Annotated in this window: 11 protein-coding genes; 4 read left to right on the top strand and 7 right to left on the bottom strand. The window is 69.9% G+C overall.

Translation table 11 applies throughout. The annotated features are described in order from the left end of the window. Positions 1-42: 42 nt before the first annotated feature. The gene (locus AB0M24_RS00595; protein ID WP_363758774.1) at positions 43-2883 is read right to left on the bottom strand and encodes a LuxR C-terminal-related transcriptional regulator; all 2841 of its coding nucleotides are present in this window, start codon (positions 2881-2883) and stop codon (positions 43-45) included. A gap of 519 nt (positions 2884-3402) precedes the next feature. On the opposite strand from AB0M24_RS00595, the gene AB0M24_RS00590 reads away from it, so the two are divergent. The 3 genes from AB0M24_RS00590 (at position 3403) to AB0M24_RS00580 (ending at position 8388) form a co-directional block, all read left to right on the top strand. Beyond that, positions 3403-6102 carry a BTAD domain-containing putative transcriptional regulator gene (locus AB0M24_RS00590; protein WP_363758771.1) on the top strand — a complete coding sequence of 900 codons (2700 nt, stop codon included), beginning with the start codon at positions 3403-3405 and terminating at the stop codon, positions 6100-6102. Then, the gene (locus AB0M24_RS00585; protein ID WP_363758768.1) at positions 6099-6869 is read left to right on the top strand and encodes a crotonase/enoyl-CoA hydratase family protein; all 771 of its coding nucleotides are present in this window, start codon (positions 6099-6101) and stop codon (positions 6867-6869) included. Before AB0M24_RS00590 ends, AB0M24_RS00585 begins: the two co-directional genes overlap by 4 nt. A 109-nt stretch (positions 6870-6978) precedes the next feature. Next, entirely contained in the window at positions 6979-8388 is a 1410-nt protein-coding gene (locus tag AB0M24_RS00580) for an alpha/beta fold hydrolase (RefSeq protein ID WP_363761524.1), read from the top strand. A 19-nt stretch (positions 8389-8407) separates the two neighbouring features. Here the strand turns inward: AB0M24_RS00580 and AB0M24_RS00575 are convergent, their stop codons facing one another. The 3 genes from AB0M24_RS00575 to AB0M24_RS00565 all read right to left on the bottom strand — a co-directional run bounded on the left by AB0M24_RS00575 (position 8408) and on the right by AB0M24_RS00565 (position 12545). Next, complete coding sequence (locus AB0M24_RS00575) at positions 8408-10180, bottom strand: CocE/NonD family hydrolase (protein WP_363758765.1); 1773 nt, start codon at positions 10178-10180, stop codon at positions 8408-8410. A gap of 123 nt (positions 10181-10303) precedes the next feature. After that, on the bottom strand, positions 10304-11422 hold the full coding sequence (locus AB0M24_RS00570; RefSeq protein ID WP_363758762.1) for an acyl-CoA desaturase: 1119 nt from the start codon (positions 11420-11422) through the stop codon (positions 10304-10306). Positions 11423-11489: 67 nt separating this feature from the next. Then, positions 11490-12545, bottom strand: coding sequence for a ferredoxin reductase (locus AB0M24_RS00565; RefSeq protein WP_363758759.1), 1056 nt, complete (start codon positions 12543-12545; stop codon positions 11490-11492). A gap of 86 nt (positions 12546-12631) precedes the next feature. On the opposite strand from AB0M24_RS00565, the gene AB0M24_RS00560 reads away from it, so the two are divergent. Continuing rightward, complete coding sequence (locus AB0M24_RS00560) at positions 12632-13771, top strand: helix-turn-helix domain-containing protein (protein ID WP_363758756.1); 1140 nt, start codon at positions 12632-12634, stop codon at positions 13769-13771. On the opposite strand, the gene AB0M24_RS00555 is transcribed toward AB0M24_RS00560, so the two are convergent. The 3 genes from AB0M24_RS00555 to AB0M24_RS00545 form a co-directional block, all read right to left on the bottom strand. Continuing rightward, positions 13764-14075 carry an EthD domain-containing protein gene (locus AB0M24_RS00555; RefSeq protein ID WP_363758753.1) on the bottom strand — a complete coding sequence of 104 codons (312 nt, stop codon included), beginning with the start codon at positions 14073-14075 and terminating at the stop codon, positions 13764-13766. The two genes, AB0M24_RS00560 and AB0M24_RS00555, sit on opposite strands and share 8 nt — an antisense overlap. Positions 14076-14095: 20 nt before the next feature. After that, positions 14096-15367, bottom strand: a complete 1272-nt coding sequence (locus AB0M24_RS00550; protein WP_363758750.1) for a M14 family metallopeptidase — start codon at positions 15365-15367, stop codon at positions 14096-14098. Between the two features lie 63 nt (positions 15368-15430). Next, complete coding sequence (locus AB0M24_RS00545; protein ID WP_363758747.1) at positions 15431-18112, bottom strand: AAA family ATPase; 2682 nt, start codon at positions 18110-18112, stop codon at positions 15431-15433. Between the last annotated feature and the right edge of the window lie 39 nt (positions 18113-18151).

The raw sequence follows: 18151 nt of genomic DNA, 5'->3' as shown, positions 1-18151 counted from the left end.
GGTAGGTGGTCGTGAGCACGTTCCCACGACCACCTACCTGCGTTAGGGAGCGATGCGAGCCAGGTCCACTCGCGACTGGATGTTGAGCTTGCGGTAGATCTGCCGCAGGTGGAAGCCGACGGTGTGCGGCGACACGAACATCTCGCTGGCCACCTGCCGGTTCGTGAGCCCCCGCGCGACCAGCCGCGCGACCTTCGCCTCGGTGCTGGTCAGGCTGTCCCACCCGGTCTCCGGCCGCGCCTCGTGGTTCCAGTGCCGCCGGCGCACCCCGAGCCTGCGCAGCTTGCGCCGCACCCGAGCCGAGTCCCACTCCGCACCGAGCTCGTCGAACGCGGCCATCGCCCGGTTCAGCTCGCAGATCGCCGTCTCGCGATCGTCGTCGCGCAGCATCGTGCCGGTGTCCTCGATGACGGACGCCGCCGCCCACGGGTCGCCGTAGCTCTCCTCCAGCCCGGCCAGGACGCTGACATCGTTGTCCAGCAAGGCCCTGCCGTGGCGCGCGGCGGCGACGAGCGTGGTGTAGCACTGGTTTCCGGCCGCGATCTGCTCCGCGGCGACGACCACGGTCTGCGCGATGTCACGGGCACCGGCGGACAACGCGGTGCGGACCGACCACGCCGTCATCGACGGGTCCTCCAGCAGCAGGACGCGGCACTGCTCGGGATCCGACAGCACCTCGCGGAGCTCTTCCATCGCCGCCTGCACACCGCGCCGCGCCGACGTGACGAGAGCCGACAACACCCGCACCAAAGCCGACCAGGGTTGCGAACGCTCGGCGGGCGCGCACTCCTGCAGCCGCCGCAAGCCGTCCGACGCCACGGCCAGGTCTCCGCGCCGCAACGCCGAGATCACCAGCACCGCGCGCAACTGCGGTTCGTACAAAGGCATCTCCGCGCGCTCGGAAGCGGCGAGGCCGGCCGTCGCGTCCGCTTCAGCGGCGTTTAAATCACCTTGGGCCAGCAGGATCGTCGAGCGCAGCGCAAGCGGAACCGGGCTCAGCACCCCGTTGCGCTCGGTGTCGATCGCCTGGCGCGCGGCCTCGGCGGCGGCCAGGGCCTCGTCGAGCCGGCGGACCCTGGTGAGCAACCAGGCGCGAGTCCACAGTGGATCGCACTGCCACGCTCGGGTCAGCGGGCCGCGCAACCGCACCGCCTCGTCGACCGCGCCCATGGCCGCGTCCAGCCTGCCTTCACGCCAGTGCGCCATCGCCCGCACGTTCAACGCTGCCGCGCGCACGTCGTCGCTGTGCGGTCCGGGAACGTCCAGCACCCGGTTCGCCACCGCGACGACCTTGTCGTGGTCGTTGTGCGACATCGCGTTGAGCAGCAGCAGCTCCGGGCAGGGCTCGGTGGAGACACTGCGCGTCTTGGTGACCGCGATGGTCTCCTTCGAGACGTCGAACGCCGCCGCGGTGTCGCCGCGCAGCATCAACGCCGTGGCGAGCCACGTCCGCAACGGCCGGGTGAACTCGGGACAGGAGCCCGCGTGCACCCGCAGCTGCTCCTCGGCGAGCTCGACCGCGTCGCTGAGGTTGCCGAGCCGGACGAGTGCCGCGGTGGCCGTCGTCGCGAGCGCCACGTGGTCCTTGCTGTCCGGCGGCGCGATCCGCAGTCCTCGCGTCGCGAGGGCGGACGCGGCCTGCGGTGAGGCGGCCAGCATCCGTTGCGCCGCTTCACGAATCGTGCCGATCTCCTTCTCGTCGCCGGGCACCGCGCAGTGCACCAGGTGCACCGCCGCGGCCTCGATCCGGCCACGCGGGTGGTTCAGCAGCATGGTAGCGGCCTGCCGGTGCAGCATCGAGCGCAGCAACTCGGGGACGGTGTCGAGGACCGCGCGCCACACGGGTTCGCGGTGGAAGACGAACTGGTCGGACTCGCTGCCGATCAACCCGGCGGCGAGCGCCTCCTGCAACGGGCCGAGCAGCTGGGCGGGGCGTTCCCCGAGCATCTCCGCGAGATCCTGCGGCGCGAAGCTGTGCCCGAGGACGGCCGCGACCTGCAGCACCTCCTGGGCGCGGGTCGACAGCTCGCGCAACCGCGCCTGCATCAGCCGCACGAACGGGCGGGGCAGCGGGGCGCCGGGATCCGGTTCGACCGCCGAGGAGATCCCGGTCGACATCGGCCCGGACGCGAGCCGCGCGACCTGGTCGGTGACCGTGACGCAGCCTTCGCGCCGCACGTCGAGCACCAGGTCGACGATCGCCTGCGGGGTGCCGCCGACGCTCTCGCACAACGCCACGACGTCGTCGCCGGGGGTTGCGTCGAGCAGGTCGCACGCGATTCCGACGATCGCCTCACCCGTCAACGGTTCCAGCGGGCCCAGCCACTCGGCACGATGCTTGCGCGCGAGGGTGCGCAACACGGCGCTGTTGGGCGAGTCGGCGTGATCCGCGTGGACCGTGAACACCCAGAAGACCGGTGAACCGTCCAACTTGGACACAACGGCGCCGAGCGCCTGCAGCAGGGCCTGGTCGGTCCACTGCGCGTCGTCGACGGCCACCAGCACGGGGCCGCGGCGCAGGTGGCCGGCCAGCTGGGCCTCGAACCGACCGGCCAGCGTGCTGACCCGGTCGTCCTCCTGCCTGCCGTTGCGCGGGTTCACCAGGGTGACGGCCCGCACGAGGCCCGGCCGGTCGGACGCGCCGTTCACCACCGAGAACCCGCGCCTGGCAGCGGTGGCCATGACCTCCAGCAGCAGCCGGGTCTTGCCGGTACCGGCACCGGACTCGATGACGGCGACCTGTGCCCTGTGTCTCTCGACGCTTTCTCGCATCAGCTCTTCGATGCGACTGACCTGACCCGCCCGGCCGTGCAACGACCACCTGGGGCCGCCCGTTTCCGGTATCGCCGAGTCCGTGAACTCTTCCAGAATCCGACGCTCCACACTCTCTCCCCGTCGGCTGTGCAGTCACTTCGGCGGCGGCGTGCAATTGAGGATAGGTATGACAATTGACCTGAGGCTAGATACACGTCTCAGTAGGCCACCTTCTCACCCAATCACCAGCAGATACCCTGTTCAGCACATTTCAAACCCGTTTCCGCAGGCAGGGAACGCCGTTCCTGTGCCGTTAAACCGCCGGCCGCCAAGATGCTTCGTACATGAATTTAAGGTTGCCCTGACATTGTATGGGCTAGACCAAAAGGACCGAAACGGCCTCACCAAGACCATAATGACCAAAACTCTAGGGGAACACCCAGACCGGCGTAACACTTCCCAGAACAGGCCCGACGGTCCCGCCAAATGAGACGCGACCCTCACTGGAAATATCGTGGACAGTGGGTTTTGCCTAAACTTCGTTCGGGACCGAATCTTGCGAATTGCTGCTTTCCGATTCCCAGGCGAATTCCGCCGGGACCGCCCGCTCCGGCCTGGTCGATAGGCTTCGGTCCGGGACGGAAGAGGGTGGGGACACTGCTGCGCCTACTCGGGGAAGTGGCCGCGCACGCGGACGGGGTGCCGATCGACCTGGGGCACCCCAAACAGCGGTGCCTGGTCGCCGCGCTGGCGGTCGACGCGGGTCAGGTCGTGCCCGCCGACCGGCTGTTGGAGCGCGTGTGGGGTGACGACGCGCCGCAGCGGTCCACCCTGCACAGCTACGTCTCCCGGCTGCGGCTGGCGTTGGCCCGCGTCGAGGGCCTGACGGTCGAGCACAGGTCCGGCGGTTACGCGTTGATGGGCGCCGCGGTGGACCTCGTCCGGTTCCGCGAGCTTCGTGCCGAGGCACGATCGGCTCCAGACCACGCCGTGAAGCTGCTGACCGAGGCGTTGGACCTCTGGCAGGCGGAACCGCTGGCCGGACTGCCCGGCGAGTGGGCAGAGTCCGAACGCGCGCGGCTGGAGCTGGAACGGCAGGAGGCCCGGCACGACCTCGCCGACGCCCGGCTCCGGCTCGGCCACGGCGCCCAGCTGGTCGTCGAGCTGTCCGCGCGCGCCACCGAGCTCCCGCTGGACGAACGCGTCGCGGGCCAGTACGTGTTGGCGCTGCACCAGGCCGGCCGCACCGCCGACGCGCTGGAGCAGTACCGGCAGGTGCGCGACAGGCTGGTCGAAGAGCTCGGCACCGAACCCGGCGCCCGGCTGCGCGAACTGCACGGGAAGCTGCTCGCCGACGACACGCCCGCGACTCGGCTCGTACCCCGCCAGCTGCCCGCCGCGCCGGTGCCGTTCGTCGGCCGCGGCGAGGAGCTGGACAGCCTCGACGCCACCGGCGGAACCGTGGTGATCTCCGCGGTCGCCGGCGCGGGAGGCATCGGCAAGACGTGGCTCGCACTGCACTGGGCCCACCGGCACGCCGAACGCTTCCCGGACGGGCAGCTGTTCGTGGATCTGCGCGGCTTCTCCCCCGACACGTCACCGCTCGAGCCCGGCACCGTGCTGCGCGGGTTCCTCGACGCGCTCGGGGTCGAGGACGACCGAACGCCGTCCGGCACCGACGAGCGGGCCGCGTTGTTCCGCAGCCTGGTCGCCGACCGCCGGATGCTGATCGTGCTGGACAACGCCGCCACCGCCGACCAGGTCGTCCCGCTGCTGCCCGGCGCAGGGCAGTGCACGGTGGTCGTCACCAGCCGCCGAGTCCTGAACGGCCTGGTCACCCGGTACGGCGCCCGGCACCTCGACCTGCACCTGCTGTCCGACGCCGAAGCGCACGCGTTGCTGGAACAACGACTCGGCGCGGCCAGGCTCGCCGCCGAACCGGACGCGGTCACCGCGTTGCTCGGCTACTGCCGCCGTTTCCCGCTCGCCCTCGGCATTCTGGCCGGACGCGCGGCCACCCAGCCGCACCTGCGACTCGCCGATCTCGCCGGCGAGGTCCGCGAGTTCGGCGTCGACGCCCTGGACGACGACGATCCGGCCGCGAGCCTGCCCGTCGTGCTCGCCACCTCCTACCAGGCGCTCACCGCCGAGCAGCAGGAAGTGTTCGGGCTGCTGGGAGTCGCGCCCGGACCGGACATCGGTCTGGCCGCCGCCGCGAGCCTCACCGGACTGTCGCAGGCGCGTGCCTCGCGGGTGCTGCGCGCGTTGCAGGAGGCGTCGCTGCTGGAGCGCGGCGCGGACGGCCGGTACTCGATGCACGACCTGATCCGCAGCTACGCCGCTACCAAGGCGCCAGGAGACCTGCGCGACGCCGCGCTGGACCGGGTGGTCGACTTCTACCTGACGACGGCCCACGCCGCGGATCGGCTGCTCAACCCGGCCCGTCCCCCGATCCAGGTGTCCGCTCATGGATCCCCGCATCCGTTGGAAGACGCCTCGGCCGCGTTGTCCTGGCTCGCCGCCGAACACGCGTGTCTGCTGGCCGCCCAGCACACCGCCGCGGCCCGGCAGCGTCACGAGGTCGTGTGGCAGCTGGCGTGGACGCTCGCGACGTTCCACTACCGGGGAGGTCACCCGCACGACGAGGTCGCCGTGTGGAAGGTCGCGGCCGAGAGCACCGCCCGGCTGCCCGATCCGGGCAGCCACTGCCGTGCCCTGCGCAGCCTCGGTTCCGCCCACGCCCTGCTCGGAGAGCAAGAGGAAGCCGTCCGGCAGCTCAAACAGGCGCTCGTCCTGGCCGAGCAGCACGGCGATCTCACCCAGCAGGCCCACACGCACCACGCCCTCACCTGGACGCTGACGCGCTCGGGCGACGACCGCGAGGCGCTGAACCACGCCCGGCGAACACTCGACCTGCACCGCGCGCTCGGCGAACCGCTGCGGGTGGCCCGGTCGCTGAACGCCGTGGGCTGGGCCGCAGCGCAGCTCGGCGACCACGCCACGGCACGCGCCCACTGCCTCGAAGCCCTGGAACTGCACCGCGTGCACCGCAACCCGAGCGGCGAAGCGACCACTTCGGACAGTCTGGGGTACGTCGAGCACCAGACGGGCAACCACCGGCAGTCCGTCGAGCACTACCGGAGGTCCCTCGTCCTGTACCGCTCCGAGGGCAACACGGTCGAAGCGGCTCAGACCCTCGACCGGATCGGCCACCCGCACGTCTCGCTCGGTCAGCTCGACGAGGCTCGTTCGGTGTGGCAGGAGGCGTTGGAGCTGTTTCGGCAGCAGGGCCAGGAACGCGACGCCGAACGGGTGCAGGCCCAACTCGACGCACTGGAGGACGCGTGAACGACGTGCGGGTCGAGATCACCGGCACCACCACGGTGATCTGGATGAACCGGCCGGACCGGCGCAACGCGGTCGACGGGCCGATGGCCGCGGAGTTGCTCGACGCTTTTCAGGCGTTCGAGGCGGACGAGAGCCAGCGCGTCGCGGTGCTCGCCGGTGCGGGCGGGACGTTCTGCGCGGGCGCGGACCTCACGTCGGTCTCCGATCCCGCGCGCCGCAACGAGCTCGACCCCGACGGCGGGGGTGCCGGACCGATGGGGCCGTCGCGGTTGCAGATCGGCAAGCCGGTGATCGCAGCCGTCAGCGGGTACGCGGTCGCGGGTGGGCTGGAGCTCGCGTTGCTCGCCGATCTGCGGGTGGTGGAGAGCGACGCGGTGTTCGGGGTGTTCTGCCGCCGTTGGGGCGTGCCGTTGATCGACGGCGGAACCGTTCGCCTGCCTCGGATCGTGGGGCTCGGGCGGGCACTCGACCTGATTCTGACCGGACGTCCCGTGCACGCCGACGAAGCGTTGGCGATGGGGCTGGCCAACCGCGTCGTCGAACCTGGCCAGGCGGTGACGGTCGCGGTGGAGCTGGCTGAGCAGATCGCGTCCTTCCCGTTCGAGTGCGTGCTCACGGATCGCGCGTCGACCTACGCGGGCCTTGATTTGCCGTTGGTGGACGCGTTGCGGGCGGAAGGTGCTGCCGGAGTGCCGATCGTGGCACGGGAAGGTGCTGCCGGCGCTGCTCGTTTCGCGGACGGTGCCGGACGACACGGCAGGTTCTAGTCCGCCTGTGGTCTGACGCGGCACCATCCTCCAGGCTGTTGTTCGCGCGGGTTCGCGCGGTGAACGATCAAGTTCTACCGCGTAGTCCTGGAGGAAACCGTTGCGTCCCGTGCTGTCCGCCGCGCTCGCGAGCTCGATGCTGGTGCTGAGCACCGGTGTCGCGGCCGCCACTCCCGCCCTGGACTGGAAGCCGTGCGCTTCCGTCGCCGCCGGCTGGGATCCCGACGACCAGCGCACGGAATGCGTGATGGTGCAGGTGCCGCTGGACCACGCGCAGCCCGGCGGGCGCACGATCGAGATCGCGGTGAGCAGGCTCAAGGCCACCGGCTCGCGCAGCGGGGCGATCCTGGTGAATCCGGGCGGACCCGGCCAGCAGGGCGTGACGATGCCCAAGCACCTCGCGGCGAGCAAGGCGGCCGGGCTCAACGTTCACCACGACCTGATCGGCTTCGACCCGCGTGGCATCGGCTACAGCACCGCCGTGCCGTGCAGCCGGGACGAGACTCAACCCGATCCGTCGTTGTCCGCCAAGGAGAAGGCCCGGTTCGAGGCCGGACGCGACGCGCGCCGCAACCGCGAGTGCTTCGACCGCGACCCCGATCTGGTGCGGTCCATGACGACGGCGAACGTGGCGCGGGACATGGACGCCATCCGCGCTGCTCTCGGTGAGTCGAAGATCGGCTACTACGGCATCTCCTGGGGCACCGGCCTCGGCGCGATGTACCGGACGTTGTTCGACTCGCACGTCGACAAGATGCTGCTCGACTCGGTCGTGCCGCCGGTGCTGAACGTGACGGCCATGGACGACGGCCAGGCGAACGCCGGCGAGATCACCTTCCACGAGTTCGCCGCGTGGCTCGCCCGCTACGACTCGTTGTACCACTTCGGGTCGACCCAGACCGCGGTGGTGCAGACGTTGCTGGACCTGCGTGCCGAGCTGACCGCTCACCCGCGCACCTTGCCGGACGGCACCGTCGTCGACGGCGACACCGTGAACGGGATGTACGCCAACCCCCGCAAGGAATGGCGCGGCATCGCGGAGCAGCTCAGGTCCATTCGCGACAGTGGCACCGGCTCGCGCTCCACCGGGCTCGGCTGGGACGCGGACGTGCACAAGTACGACCCGTTCCCGCAGACCGCCTTGCTGTGCAACGACTCCCCCAGCCCGCGTGACTTCGAGACCGTGTGGCAGCACCGCGAGGAACGCATCGAGCGCTTCCCGGTGGCCGGCAAGTTCACGATCTACGAGAAGCGCTGCATCGGCTGGCCCGTCGAGGGCAAGCCGTGGGAGCTCGCCGAGGGCACGAGCCCGGTGCAGCTGGTCGGGCACCTCTACGAACCCGTGACGCCGATCGGCTGGGCGCTCGCGATGCGCGACAAGATCGGCGGCGACCTCATGACGATCGAGGACGACGCCCACGGCTCGCTGGCCGACCTGCCGTGCGCCGAGGCCGCCGTGACGTTCTTCGACACCGGCCGCACCACGACGAAGAGCTGCGCGGGCGAGCCCATCCGCTGATGGGCTCGCCCTCAGCTGGTCAGGTGCGCACGACACCGCCGACGATCGGCAGCACGACCTTGCTGGCGCCGAGCGACACGTCCAGCGCAATGCCGTTGGCGCCGGTGTCCTTGGCGATGTACCCGTTGTGGTTGGTCACGATCACGATGCCGATGCGGTGACCGGCCGGGATCAGCGCGTCCCTGGCGTGCATCTTCCAGGTGACGTCGACGGCTCCGTTGGTGGGCAACGGAGTCGAGGTCTCCAGCGACGCGCGGTTCTTGGCGTCGATGGCACCCTTGGTCAGCATGGTCGCGGTGACGGCCTGCACCGAGACGTCCGGCGGCCGCGCGCATCCGGTGCGCTGCCGCAGGTCCGCTCGCGTGCAGGTCTCGGTGGAGAGCTGGATCGGCGACCGGTCGGTCATCACCGCCTGCGTGCTCGGGCCGTAGTCCACCAGCAGCGCGGTCAACGGCGTCGACGCCCGGTTCGAGGCGACACGGGCCGTCAGCTTGACCTCACCGGACAGCCTGGTGGCCTGGGTGAGCGGTGGCGTCACGTAGACGAGGCGGCGCAGGTCGGTCGTCTCCGGGTTCGCCATCATGAGCGACTCGCTGAGGTTCGCGTTGTCCCCCAGGCGTTGCGTGCCGGTGCCGGGGGTCGTGGTGAGCGAACCGGACATGCCACCCGCCGCCGGGCCGAAGAACAGCGTGGTGTCCTTGGTGTTCGGCCGCGGCCACGAGGCGTCCTGCTCCCAGGTGCCGTCGGGCTTCTGGAAGTCGGCCATGGGCTCGTTCATGATCCCGTTCTGGACGCCCTTGAGCCAGTGGTCCATCCACAATCCCATGACCCGCTGCCACTCGGCCTGGCGGAACGAGATCGGGTCGAGGTGCCCGCCCCGGTGCAGCCAGATCTTGCGCGGCACGTTGCGCTCGGCGAGCTGCTGCCACCAGCGGCCGAACTGCGACGGCTTGACGTTCCAGTCGCCCTGGCCGTGCACGACGAACACCGACGCCGTCACGTTCTGAGCGCTTAGCCGGTAGTCGCGGGCCTTCCAGAACGACGTGTAGTCGAAGGACTCGTCGCCGTCCTCCGCCGCCAGCTTGTCGAGAACCGGCTTGCACTTCGCCTTCTGCGCGGAGCTGATCACGTAGTTGGCGAGGTAGGTCGGGTAGTCCTTGGCGTGCGCACCGGGATACGCGATGCCCTGGTCGCGGGAGTACTCGTACCAGCTGGAGATCGCGGCGATCGGCACGATCGTCTTGACGCCGGGGATGTTCGCCGCGGCAGCCGCGTTCGGCAGGGTTCCGTTGTAGGACACGCCGAGCATGCCCACGTTGCCCGTGCTCCAAGTAGCAGTGGCTTCACGGCCATCGGCGTAGAACGCCTTGGCGCGGCCGTTGAGCCAGTCGACGACCGCCCGCACGCTCGCGGTGTCCTCGGGGCCGCCGGTGGTCGGGCAGCCGGTCGAGCGGGAGGTGCCTTGCATCTCCATCTCGACGACCGCGTACCCGCGCGGCACGAAGTACTCGTCGTACCACCGGCCGAAGCCGCGCGGCACGTCCGTCGCCTGCGCCGCGAAGGTGCCCAGCCCGTAGTAGGGGCTGGCCTCCATGACGATCGGCACCTTGCCGGCGGTGTCCGGACGCATCACGTCCGCGGCGATCCGATCCAGCCGGCCGTCCGCGTCACTGTCGATTGTGGACTCGACGTAGACCGTTTCGGTGATCGCCGCAGGGGCTGCTTGAGAGACAGGAGTGATTACCGTCGCGGCCGTCAGCAGGGTGGCCGCGACGAGGTAGACCCTTCGCATGAGTTCCTCCGTCGGAGGACCCGTTCACCCGCAGGGGTGTGGTGAATCGGGTCCTTCCCACGGATCACACCGAAACCGGGCATGCGTCCGGTACGGCCGAAAGATCTAAACCATTACCGGAAATCAGGCGGCGACGAGTTCCTTGTCGCGGTTCGGCGTCTTGACCTTGGGCTTCTTGTTCGGCAGCGAGAGCCGGAAGACCTTGCGCCACGCCGAGAACACCTGCTTGGGCAGCGGCCCGGTCACGTACTCCAGCTCGTACTTCTCGAACAGCGCGCGCACCTTGACCGCAACCTCGGCGTACCGGTTGCTCGGCAGGTCCGGGAACAGGTGGTGCTCGATCTGGTGCGACAGGTTGCCGGTCATGAAGTGCATGGCCTTGCTGCCGCTGATGTTCGCGGAACCCATCATCTGGCGCAGGTACCACTGGCCGCGCGTCTCGCCCTTGATCGACCGGCGCTCGAAGACCTGCACGCCCTCGGGGAAGTGCCCGCACATGATCACCGAGTGGGACCACAGGTTGCGGATCAGGTTCGCGGTGAACGTCGCGGCCAAAGTCGTGAGGAACGACGGGCCCGACAGCAGCGGGTGGATCACGTAGTCCTTGAGCACCTGCTTGCGGATCTTGCGGCCGACCGCGCGAGCACGTGCGCGGAACTCGGGGTTCTTGCGGCGGCGCTTGTGCAGGTTCTTGCCGAGCTCCAGGTCGTACGCGGCGATGCCGTACTCGAAGAAGCAGGCGTTGATGAAGTTCCACACCGGCTGGCCGAGGTGGATCGGGTGCCACTTCTGGTCCTCGTCGACGCGCATGATGCCGTAGCCGAGGTCGTTGTCCTTGCCGATCACGTTGGTGTACTTGTGGTGCAGCTCGTTGTGCGAGTGCTTCCACTGGTCGGCCGGCGAGACGTGGTCCCAGTCCCAGGTGGAGGAGTGGATCTTCGGGTCGCGCATCCAGTCCCACTGGCCGTGCAGGATGTTGTGGCCGATCTCCATGTTGTCCATGATCTTCGCGACCGACAGACCGGCGGTGCCGATGATCCACGCCGGCGGGAAGAACGAGAACAGCAGGATGCCCCGGCTGACCAGCTCGAGCTTGCGCTGGGACGCGATCACCTTGCGGATGTAGGCGGCGTCTTTCTCGCCGCGGCTCGCGATCACCTCGTCACGGATCGCGTCGAGCTCGCGGCCGAGCTCCTCGATCTGCTCTTCGGTCAGGTGGGCGGTGGGGTCGATGGCGGTCATGAAGCTCGCTTTCGGGGGACGTGGCTCGGGGGAAGGGCCACTTCGCGGAAGGAGGGAAGGTCTCTGGTCAGCGTTCGAGCTCGCACGGGCCCGCCGCGGCGGACACACAGGTCTGGATGAGCACGCCCGGCTCGGCCTCGGTGATCTCACCGGTGCGCAGGTCGCGGACGGCGCCTGCCTTGAGCGGGGTGCTGCAGCCGAAGCAGATGCCCATGCGGCACCCGGACGGCATGAGCACGCCGGCTTCCTCGCCGACGTCCAGCAACGGCGTGGCGCCGTCCGCGTCGACGGTCTTGCCGGTGGTGCCGAACGTGACCTCGCCGCCGTCGCCGACCACGACGACCGTGGGGCGGAAGCGTTCGGTGTGCAGCTTCTCGGCGATGCCGTGCTCGGCCCAGTGCGCTTCGGCGGCGTCGAGCAGGCCGGTGGGACCGCAGGCCCAGGTCTCGCGCTCGGCCCAGTCGGGCACGAGCTCGTGCAGGCGGGCGACGTCCAGCATGCCGTCGGTGTCGGTGTGCAGCTCCACCAGGCGGAGGTTCTTGTCCGCGACCAGGTCGTGCAGGTCGTTGCGGAAGATCACGTCCTGCTTGCGCGGCGCGGAGTGGACCATGACGACGTCGTCGAGCTGGGCGTCGCGCAGCATGCCCATCGCGGGCGTGATGCCGCTGCCGGCCGTCAGGTAGAGCACCTTGGCGGGCTTGGTCTTCGGCAGCACGAACTCGCCGGTCGCCTGGTCGAGCTGGATCACCATGCCCGGCCGGGCTCTGCGCACCAGGTAGTTGCTGACCTTGCCGTCCGGGATGGCCTTCACCGTGATCGTGATGCGGCCGTCCTGGCGGCGCGTCGGCGAGGTCACCGAGTAGGCGCGCCACAGCCGGACGCCGTCGACGTCGACGCCCACCCGGATGTACTGGCCGGCCACGTGGCCTCGCCAGCCCTTGCCGGGCCTGATCACGACGGTCGCGGCGTCAGGGGTCTCCTGGTGCACGGCCTCGATGCGTCCTCGCAGGTCAGCGCCCGCACGAAGCGGGTTGACCAGGTCGAGGTAGTCCGACGGCAGCAGCGGCGTCGTGACCATCTCCAGCAGTTTCCACGCCCTGCTGCGAAGGGCGGCACTCGTCATGACTCCAGCTTGATGCGCCTCAGGGCGTAAAGTCCTGTCCGCAGGACGTGAATCTGGTCGGCTGAATTGTTCGCGGGGAACAAAACGTGAGCCAAGCAATCCGGAGGGCCACCGAACTGGCCCTCGATGAGACGACTGTCACCGCACTCCGGGCGGCGCTGAAGACCACGGCCGACGAGGTGGTGCAGGCCATCATCGACGAAGTCCCGTCGTACGCCAACGCACTTTCCGGACGCATGGGCGGCACCATCCGCCGAGCCGTCCGCACCGCCCTCGGCCACTACCTCGACCTCGCCTCGGGCAACGCCACCGGAGGCGACGCGGGCGACGCGGCGTACGAACTCGGCCGCGGCGAGGTGCGCGACGGCCGTTCGATGGACGCCCTGCTCAGCGCCTACCGCGTGGGCGCCCGCGTGGCCTGGCGAGGCCTCGCCGCCGGTGCCGTCCCCGCCGGCCTGCCCGCCGCCGAGGTGGCGAAGTTCGCCGAGCTGACCTTCGCGTACATCGACGAACTGTCCGCCGCGAGCGCCGCGGGCCACGCCGACGAACTGGCCGCCCGAGGCCTCGCCCACGAACGCCACCTCGAACAACTCGCCCGCGACCTCCTCTCCGGCGCGGGCTCCGACGTGCTCCTGACCTCGGCTCAACGCGCGGGCTGGCAGCCGCCCGTCTCGTTGACGGCAGTTCTGCTGCCCTCTGCCCAGGCCCGCCCCGCCTATCGCGTGCTCGACCCGAGCACTCTCGTGCTGGACGACCTGCCCGACGCTCTCGGCGTGCTGCTCGTACCCGACGCCGACCGCGCTCATCTCTTGCGGCAGCTCACCGACCGCACCGCCGTCGTAGGCCCGGCGCGTCCATGGACCCGTGCGTCCGCTTCGTACGAACGGGCCGTACGCGCGCGCTCGTTGTCGGTGGACATTCGCGACACCGAAGACCATCTGCCGGAGTTGGTGTTGAGCGCCGACGTGGACGCGTTCGCCGACCTGCGTACGCGCGCGCTCGCCCCGTTGCGCGCCCTGCCGGACTCGACCGCACGCAAGCTCGAGGAGACGTTGCGGGCATGGCTGCTGCACCACGGGCGGCGGGAGGAGGTGGCGACGACGTTGTTCGTGCACCCGCAGACGGTGCGGTACCGGATGTCGCAGCTGCGGGAGCTGTTCCCGGATCTCGGGTCGCCGCAACGGGTTCTCGAGCTGACGCTGGCAGTGGGCTTGCGGCTCAGCTGACCCGTTCGTCCACCATCCACGCACGCGTCCGCGACCGGTCGAGGAACCGTTCCTCGTCCTCGACCACCCCAGACCCCTCAGCGAGCACCAGCGCGAGCCACGCCTGGCGAGTGGCCTCGTCCGAGAACTTCATGTGCGTCACGACGTCGAACTCGGCGCCCTCCGGCAGATAGTTGCGCGCGTAGTAGGCAGGCGCCGGCGCGAGGCTGAGGATCAGCGGGACGTGGTGGTTCTCGTAGTGGTCGACGAACTCGCTGCGACTCAACCCCGCGCGGGCCTTCAGGAACGCCATGGTGGTGATCACCAGGCCTTCCTACTACACGGTCAGCAGTACTGCGCCTCCTTGCCGATGGCCTCGTACGGGCAGTCGGCGCGGTCCAGCAGCTGCAGCACCGCTTCCTTGTTGCGGGACGTCTGCGCAGGAATCACCTCATCAGGCGGGTAGAACCCGCCGCCGGAGCCGTTGCTACCGGGGTACATCTCGAACGTGTACGAGAAGACGCCCTGCGAGCCCCACAGCCAGTCGCGGATCGAGCCGTCCGTGATGTAGAGATCGCTGGCCTGCTGCGGTGTGTAGCCGTTGGACGAAGCCATCGACTGCCCGATCGTCGCGAACGTGTCCCGCTGGTCCTTGGTCAGACCGGGCGCGATGTCGTCGTAGGTCCAGCCGAACGGCCACATCACGAGCTGGCTGTAGCTGTGGAAGTCGATGGAGGCCTTGATCTGCTGCTTGCCTCCGACGACGCGGCTGCGCACGAAGTCCGCGACGACCTTGACCTCGGGCGCGGACTCGGCTCGCGCGCCGCGGTAGGTGTCGCTGCTCGGGCTGCCGGACGAACCGCCGCAGCAGCCCCACTTGAAGGACCAGTTGCGGTTGAGGTCCGTGCCGATTGCCGACGATCCGGTGTTGGGCTGGCGGTTCTTGCGCCACGAGCGGTAGCTGCCGGTCGCGATGTCGTACTCGCCGCCGTCGGGGTTGACGTCGGGCACGAGCCAGATCTCGCGCGAGTCGACCAGCGCCCTCACCCGCGGCTCGGTCGACTCCGTGAACAGCTTCACCAGGTACAGCGCCATTTCCACGGTCAGGTGCTCACGCGCGTGCTGATGCGCGGTGAAGAGCACTTCGGGCTCGTTCTCGTCGACCGCCACGTTGTCGCTGATCTTCAACGCCACGATCTCGCGGTTCTGGTACGAGCGGCCGATGACCCGCTTGCTGATCACGCCGGGATAGCGGGCGACCGCCGCGTCGATCTCGGCGGTCATCTCCGCGTAGTTGTGGTAGTTCGAGTCTGCGGCAGGGAAGTCGAACGGCCCTATGGAAGCGCCATCCTGAGTGCGGGCGGGCACGGCCTCGACGCCGAACCCTTGTGCTTTCATGGCACGGACTTCGGCCTTGGTCGCGGTGACCACGACTGTTCCGTGCTCCTCGATCTCGTCGATGGCGGCACCGATCCGCGCGATCTGGCTGCGTTGCTCGACCGTGCGCACGCCGCTGACGGCGTAGGCGGCGGTGCCGGTCTCGACCGGTGCGGCGATCGACGGGGTGGCGATGGTCGCCAGGGCGATGGTGAAGACCAGGACTCTTCGTTTACCCATGCCTCAGCACGGTCCCAGGGTTGATCGGCGCTGGGCAGAGCCGATCGGGGGGACACAAACGGTCTAAACCTGTCCGCGCAACGACCAAGCCGCGATCTCGGTCCTCGTCCGCAGCCCGAGCTTGGCCAGCACGCTGCGGACGTGCGTCTCGACGGTGCGCTCCGACAGCACGAGCCGCGTCGCGATCTCCCGGTTGGTCATGGCCTGCGTGATCAGCTCCACCACCTCGGACTCCCGTGGCGACAACGGATCCGCGGCCCGCTCCTCCACCCCGATCCGCCGCAGCAGGCGGTCCGCGGCCTCCAGGCGCACCGGCAGGTCCAGCGCGCGGAACTCGGCCGCCGCCTGGGTGGCCAGCGTCCGGGCTTCGGTCAGCGAGCCGAGGGAGACCAGGGCCCGCGCGAGGCCGAGCCTGCTGAGCGCCAGGAACGGGGTGGCGCCGATGCGCGCGTTCATCTCGGCGGCCAGGCGGTAGTGCTCGGCCGCGACCGACGGCCGGCCGCACGTCATGGCCAGATCGCCGAGCAGCTGCGGTGAGGCGGCGTTGCAGAACACCGCGCCGGAGCCGTCCGCGGAGTAGTGGGGTTCCAATGTGGACAGTCGCGAGTAGACGAGCTCGGCGGTCTCGGTGTCGTCGAGCAGGCAGGCGATCACGCCGATCTGGCTCACCAGCGGTGCCCACATCGGACCGACCTCGGTGGTGGCGGGCATGGTGCGGAACGCCTCGAACGTGGAGCGCGCCCGGTCGAGGTCTCCGCGCAGCGCGTGCAGGAACGGCACGTAGACGTGGGCCAGCGGCACGTCGGCGAAGCGGTCGAGGACGTCGAGGGCTTCCGCGGCGGACTCGGCGTCGATGGTGCCCCGGAGGTACGCGAGCCCGTGCATGAACGCGTAGTACATGCCCGACGCGGCGAAAGCGCCGATGCGCACAGCATGAGCCCGAGCGGCCTCGTTGTGTTCCAGGGCAACGGAAAGCCTGCCGACCAGAGCCGCTCGGGCGGCGCGCAGGCGGTGCAGGTGCCACCAGGCGACGGGGTGGCGGCGCGCGGCGGCGAACTGTTCGATCAGCGCGAGCTCGCGGTCGACGGCGGCCAGGTCGCCTATCTGGAACGCCGCGTCCACCAGCCAGACATGTCCCCACAGCTCGGCGTGCGGCTGGCGAGCCGACGACGCCAGCGCCACGGCGCGTTCAGCCAGTTCCACGCGTTCGGCGCGGAACTGCGGAGCGCACAACGACAGGTGGCGGGCGTGGATGCCGTCCAGCTCGGCGTCCGGGTCGCCGCTGCGGGAGGCGAGCTCCAGCGCGGTGGCGGACAACGTGCGGGCGAGCTCGTTGGAACCCGTTGCGGTGGCGGCCATCGCGCGACGGGCCAGCAGGCGGGCGCTCAGGACGTCCGACGGATCGTGTTGCAACGCCAGCACGCACAGGTGGTCGACCGCGGTCAGCAGGTCCGGGCCGCCCAGACCGGTGATCACCAGCGCGGCCTCGGCCATGAGGTCGGCGTCGCCCGCGTCCTGCGCCAGGCGGCTCGCAGTGCGGCAGTGCTCGAGGCTGCTGTCGACCTCGCCGCACAGGAACTCGGCCCTGGCCAGGTCGAGCATCAGGACGGCGCGCTCCTGCTCCGGTGCGGTGGACAACGCCAGCGACGCGAAGCGAGCCGCGTCGTCGTAAGCGAGATCAGCGGTGGCCGCACGGGCCGCGGCGGTAGCCCACCTGGTGCACTCCGACGCCTCTCCGGCCCGGTTCCAGTGCGTGGCGATGCGGCCAGGCGCGCCACCTGCGGCGACCAGGGCCTCCGCGCACCGGCGGTGCAGGTCGAGGCGCGTCGACGGCGGCAGGTCCTGGTAGATCGCGTCACGGACAAGGGCGTGCGTGAAGGCCATCGAACCCCCGTTCACGACCCGTGCGGCCACGGCTTCGTCGAGCAGCGGCCCCAACGAGGAGACGCCCGTGACATCGGCCAGCAGCGCCGGTTCGAGACGCTCGCCCAGGACGCTGGCCGCGCCGAGCACCTCACGGGACTGCGCGCTCATGCCGTCCAGCCCGGACAGGACGAGTTTGTGCAGCTCCCGGTGCACGGTGAACTCGCCGCTGTCGAGCAGCATCCGGACGTAGAGCGGGTTGCCGCCGGTGTCGCCGACGAGCCGCGCGGCCAGCGAGTCGGGATCGGCGACGGTCGTGGCACGGCGAACCCAGCCCGCCACGTCCTCGCGCGTCAGTCCGCCGAGCCGCAGCACGTGCGCCAACGGCGAACGCAGCAGATCAGCAGGAGGATCGGCACGGTAGGTGGCGATGACGACGACTCGGGCCGTGCCGAGCTCTCCAGCCAAGTGCGTCAACAGGCGCAACGACGTCTGGTCCGCCCAGTGGATGTCCTCCAAGACGATCAGCAAGCCGTCAACCGCAGAGGCGATCACGGCGTCGGTGGCGTCGGCGACCAGCGCGAACCGGGACGTCGCATCGGCCGGGTCGAAGTGCTGAGCGGCCAGCACCCGCTCCAGCAACGGCAGGTCGCGGGCGACTCGGCGCCACGGCCACAAAGGCGGCATGCCGGGGTCGTCGACGGCCTGACCTCGGGCGACCGGGATGCCGTACTCGGCCGCCATCGCCGCGGCCGCCGTGGCCAGCCGGGTCTTGCCGATGCCCGCGTCGCCGCCGATCAGCACCAGCCTGCCGGTCGGCGCCACCAGTGCGGCGCGCAGTTCGGCCAGCTCGCGGTCGCGGCCGAGGATCGGGACCTCCACGCAGCGAGTATCGCTTCCCGGTGCCGGTTCAGTACCGAA

It is taken from the genome of Lentzea sp. NPDC051838 (genome assembly GCF_040681245.1).
Lineage (GTDB): Bacteria > Actinomycetota > Actinomycetes > Mycobacteriales > Pseudonocardiaceae > Lentzea.
Note: the sequence above shows the minus strand (reverse complement) of the source record. Positions and strands in the feature narration are given on the sequence as shown.

What these genes read in the sequence shown, in the direction of transcription:
- AB0M24_RS00550 (WP_363758750.1), bottom strand. Translation starts at nt 15,367, where the DNA reads ATGGGTAAACGAAGAGTCCTGGTCTTCACCATCGCCCTGGCGACCATC.
- AB0M24_RS00575 (WP_363758765.1), bottom strand. Translation starts at nt 10,180, where the DNA reads ATGCGAAGGGTCTACCTCGTCGCGGCCACCCTGCTGACGGCCGCGACG.
- AB0M24_RS00570 (WP_363758762.1), bottom strand. Translation starts at nt 11,422, where the DNA reads ATGACCGCCATCGACCCCACCGCCCACCTGACCGAAGAGCAGATCGAG.
- AB0M24_RS00565 (WP_363758759.1), bottom strand. Translation starts at nt 12,545, where the DNA reads ATGACGAGTGCCGCCCTTCGCAGCAGGGCGTGGAAACTGCTGGAGATG.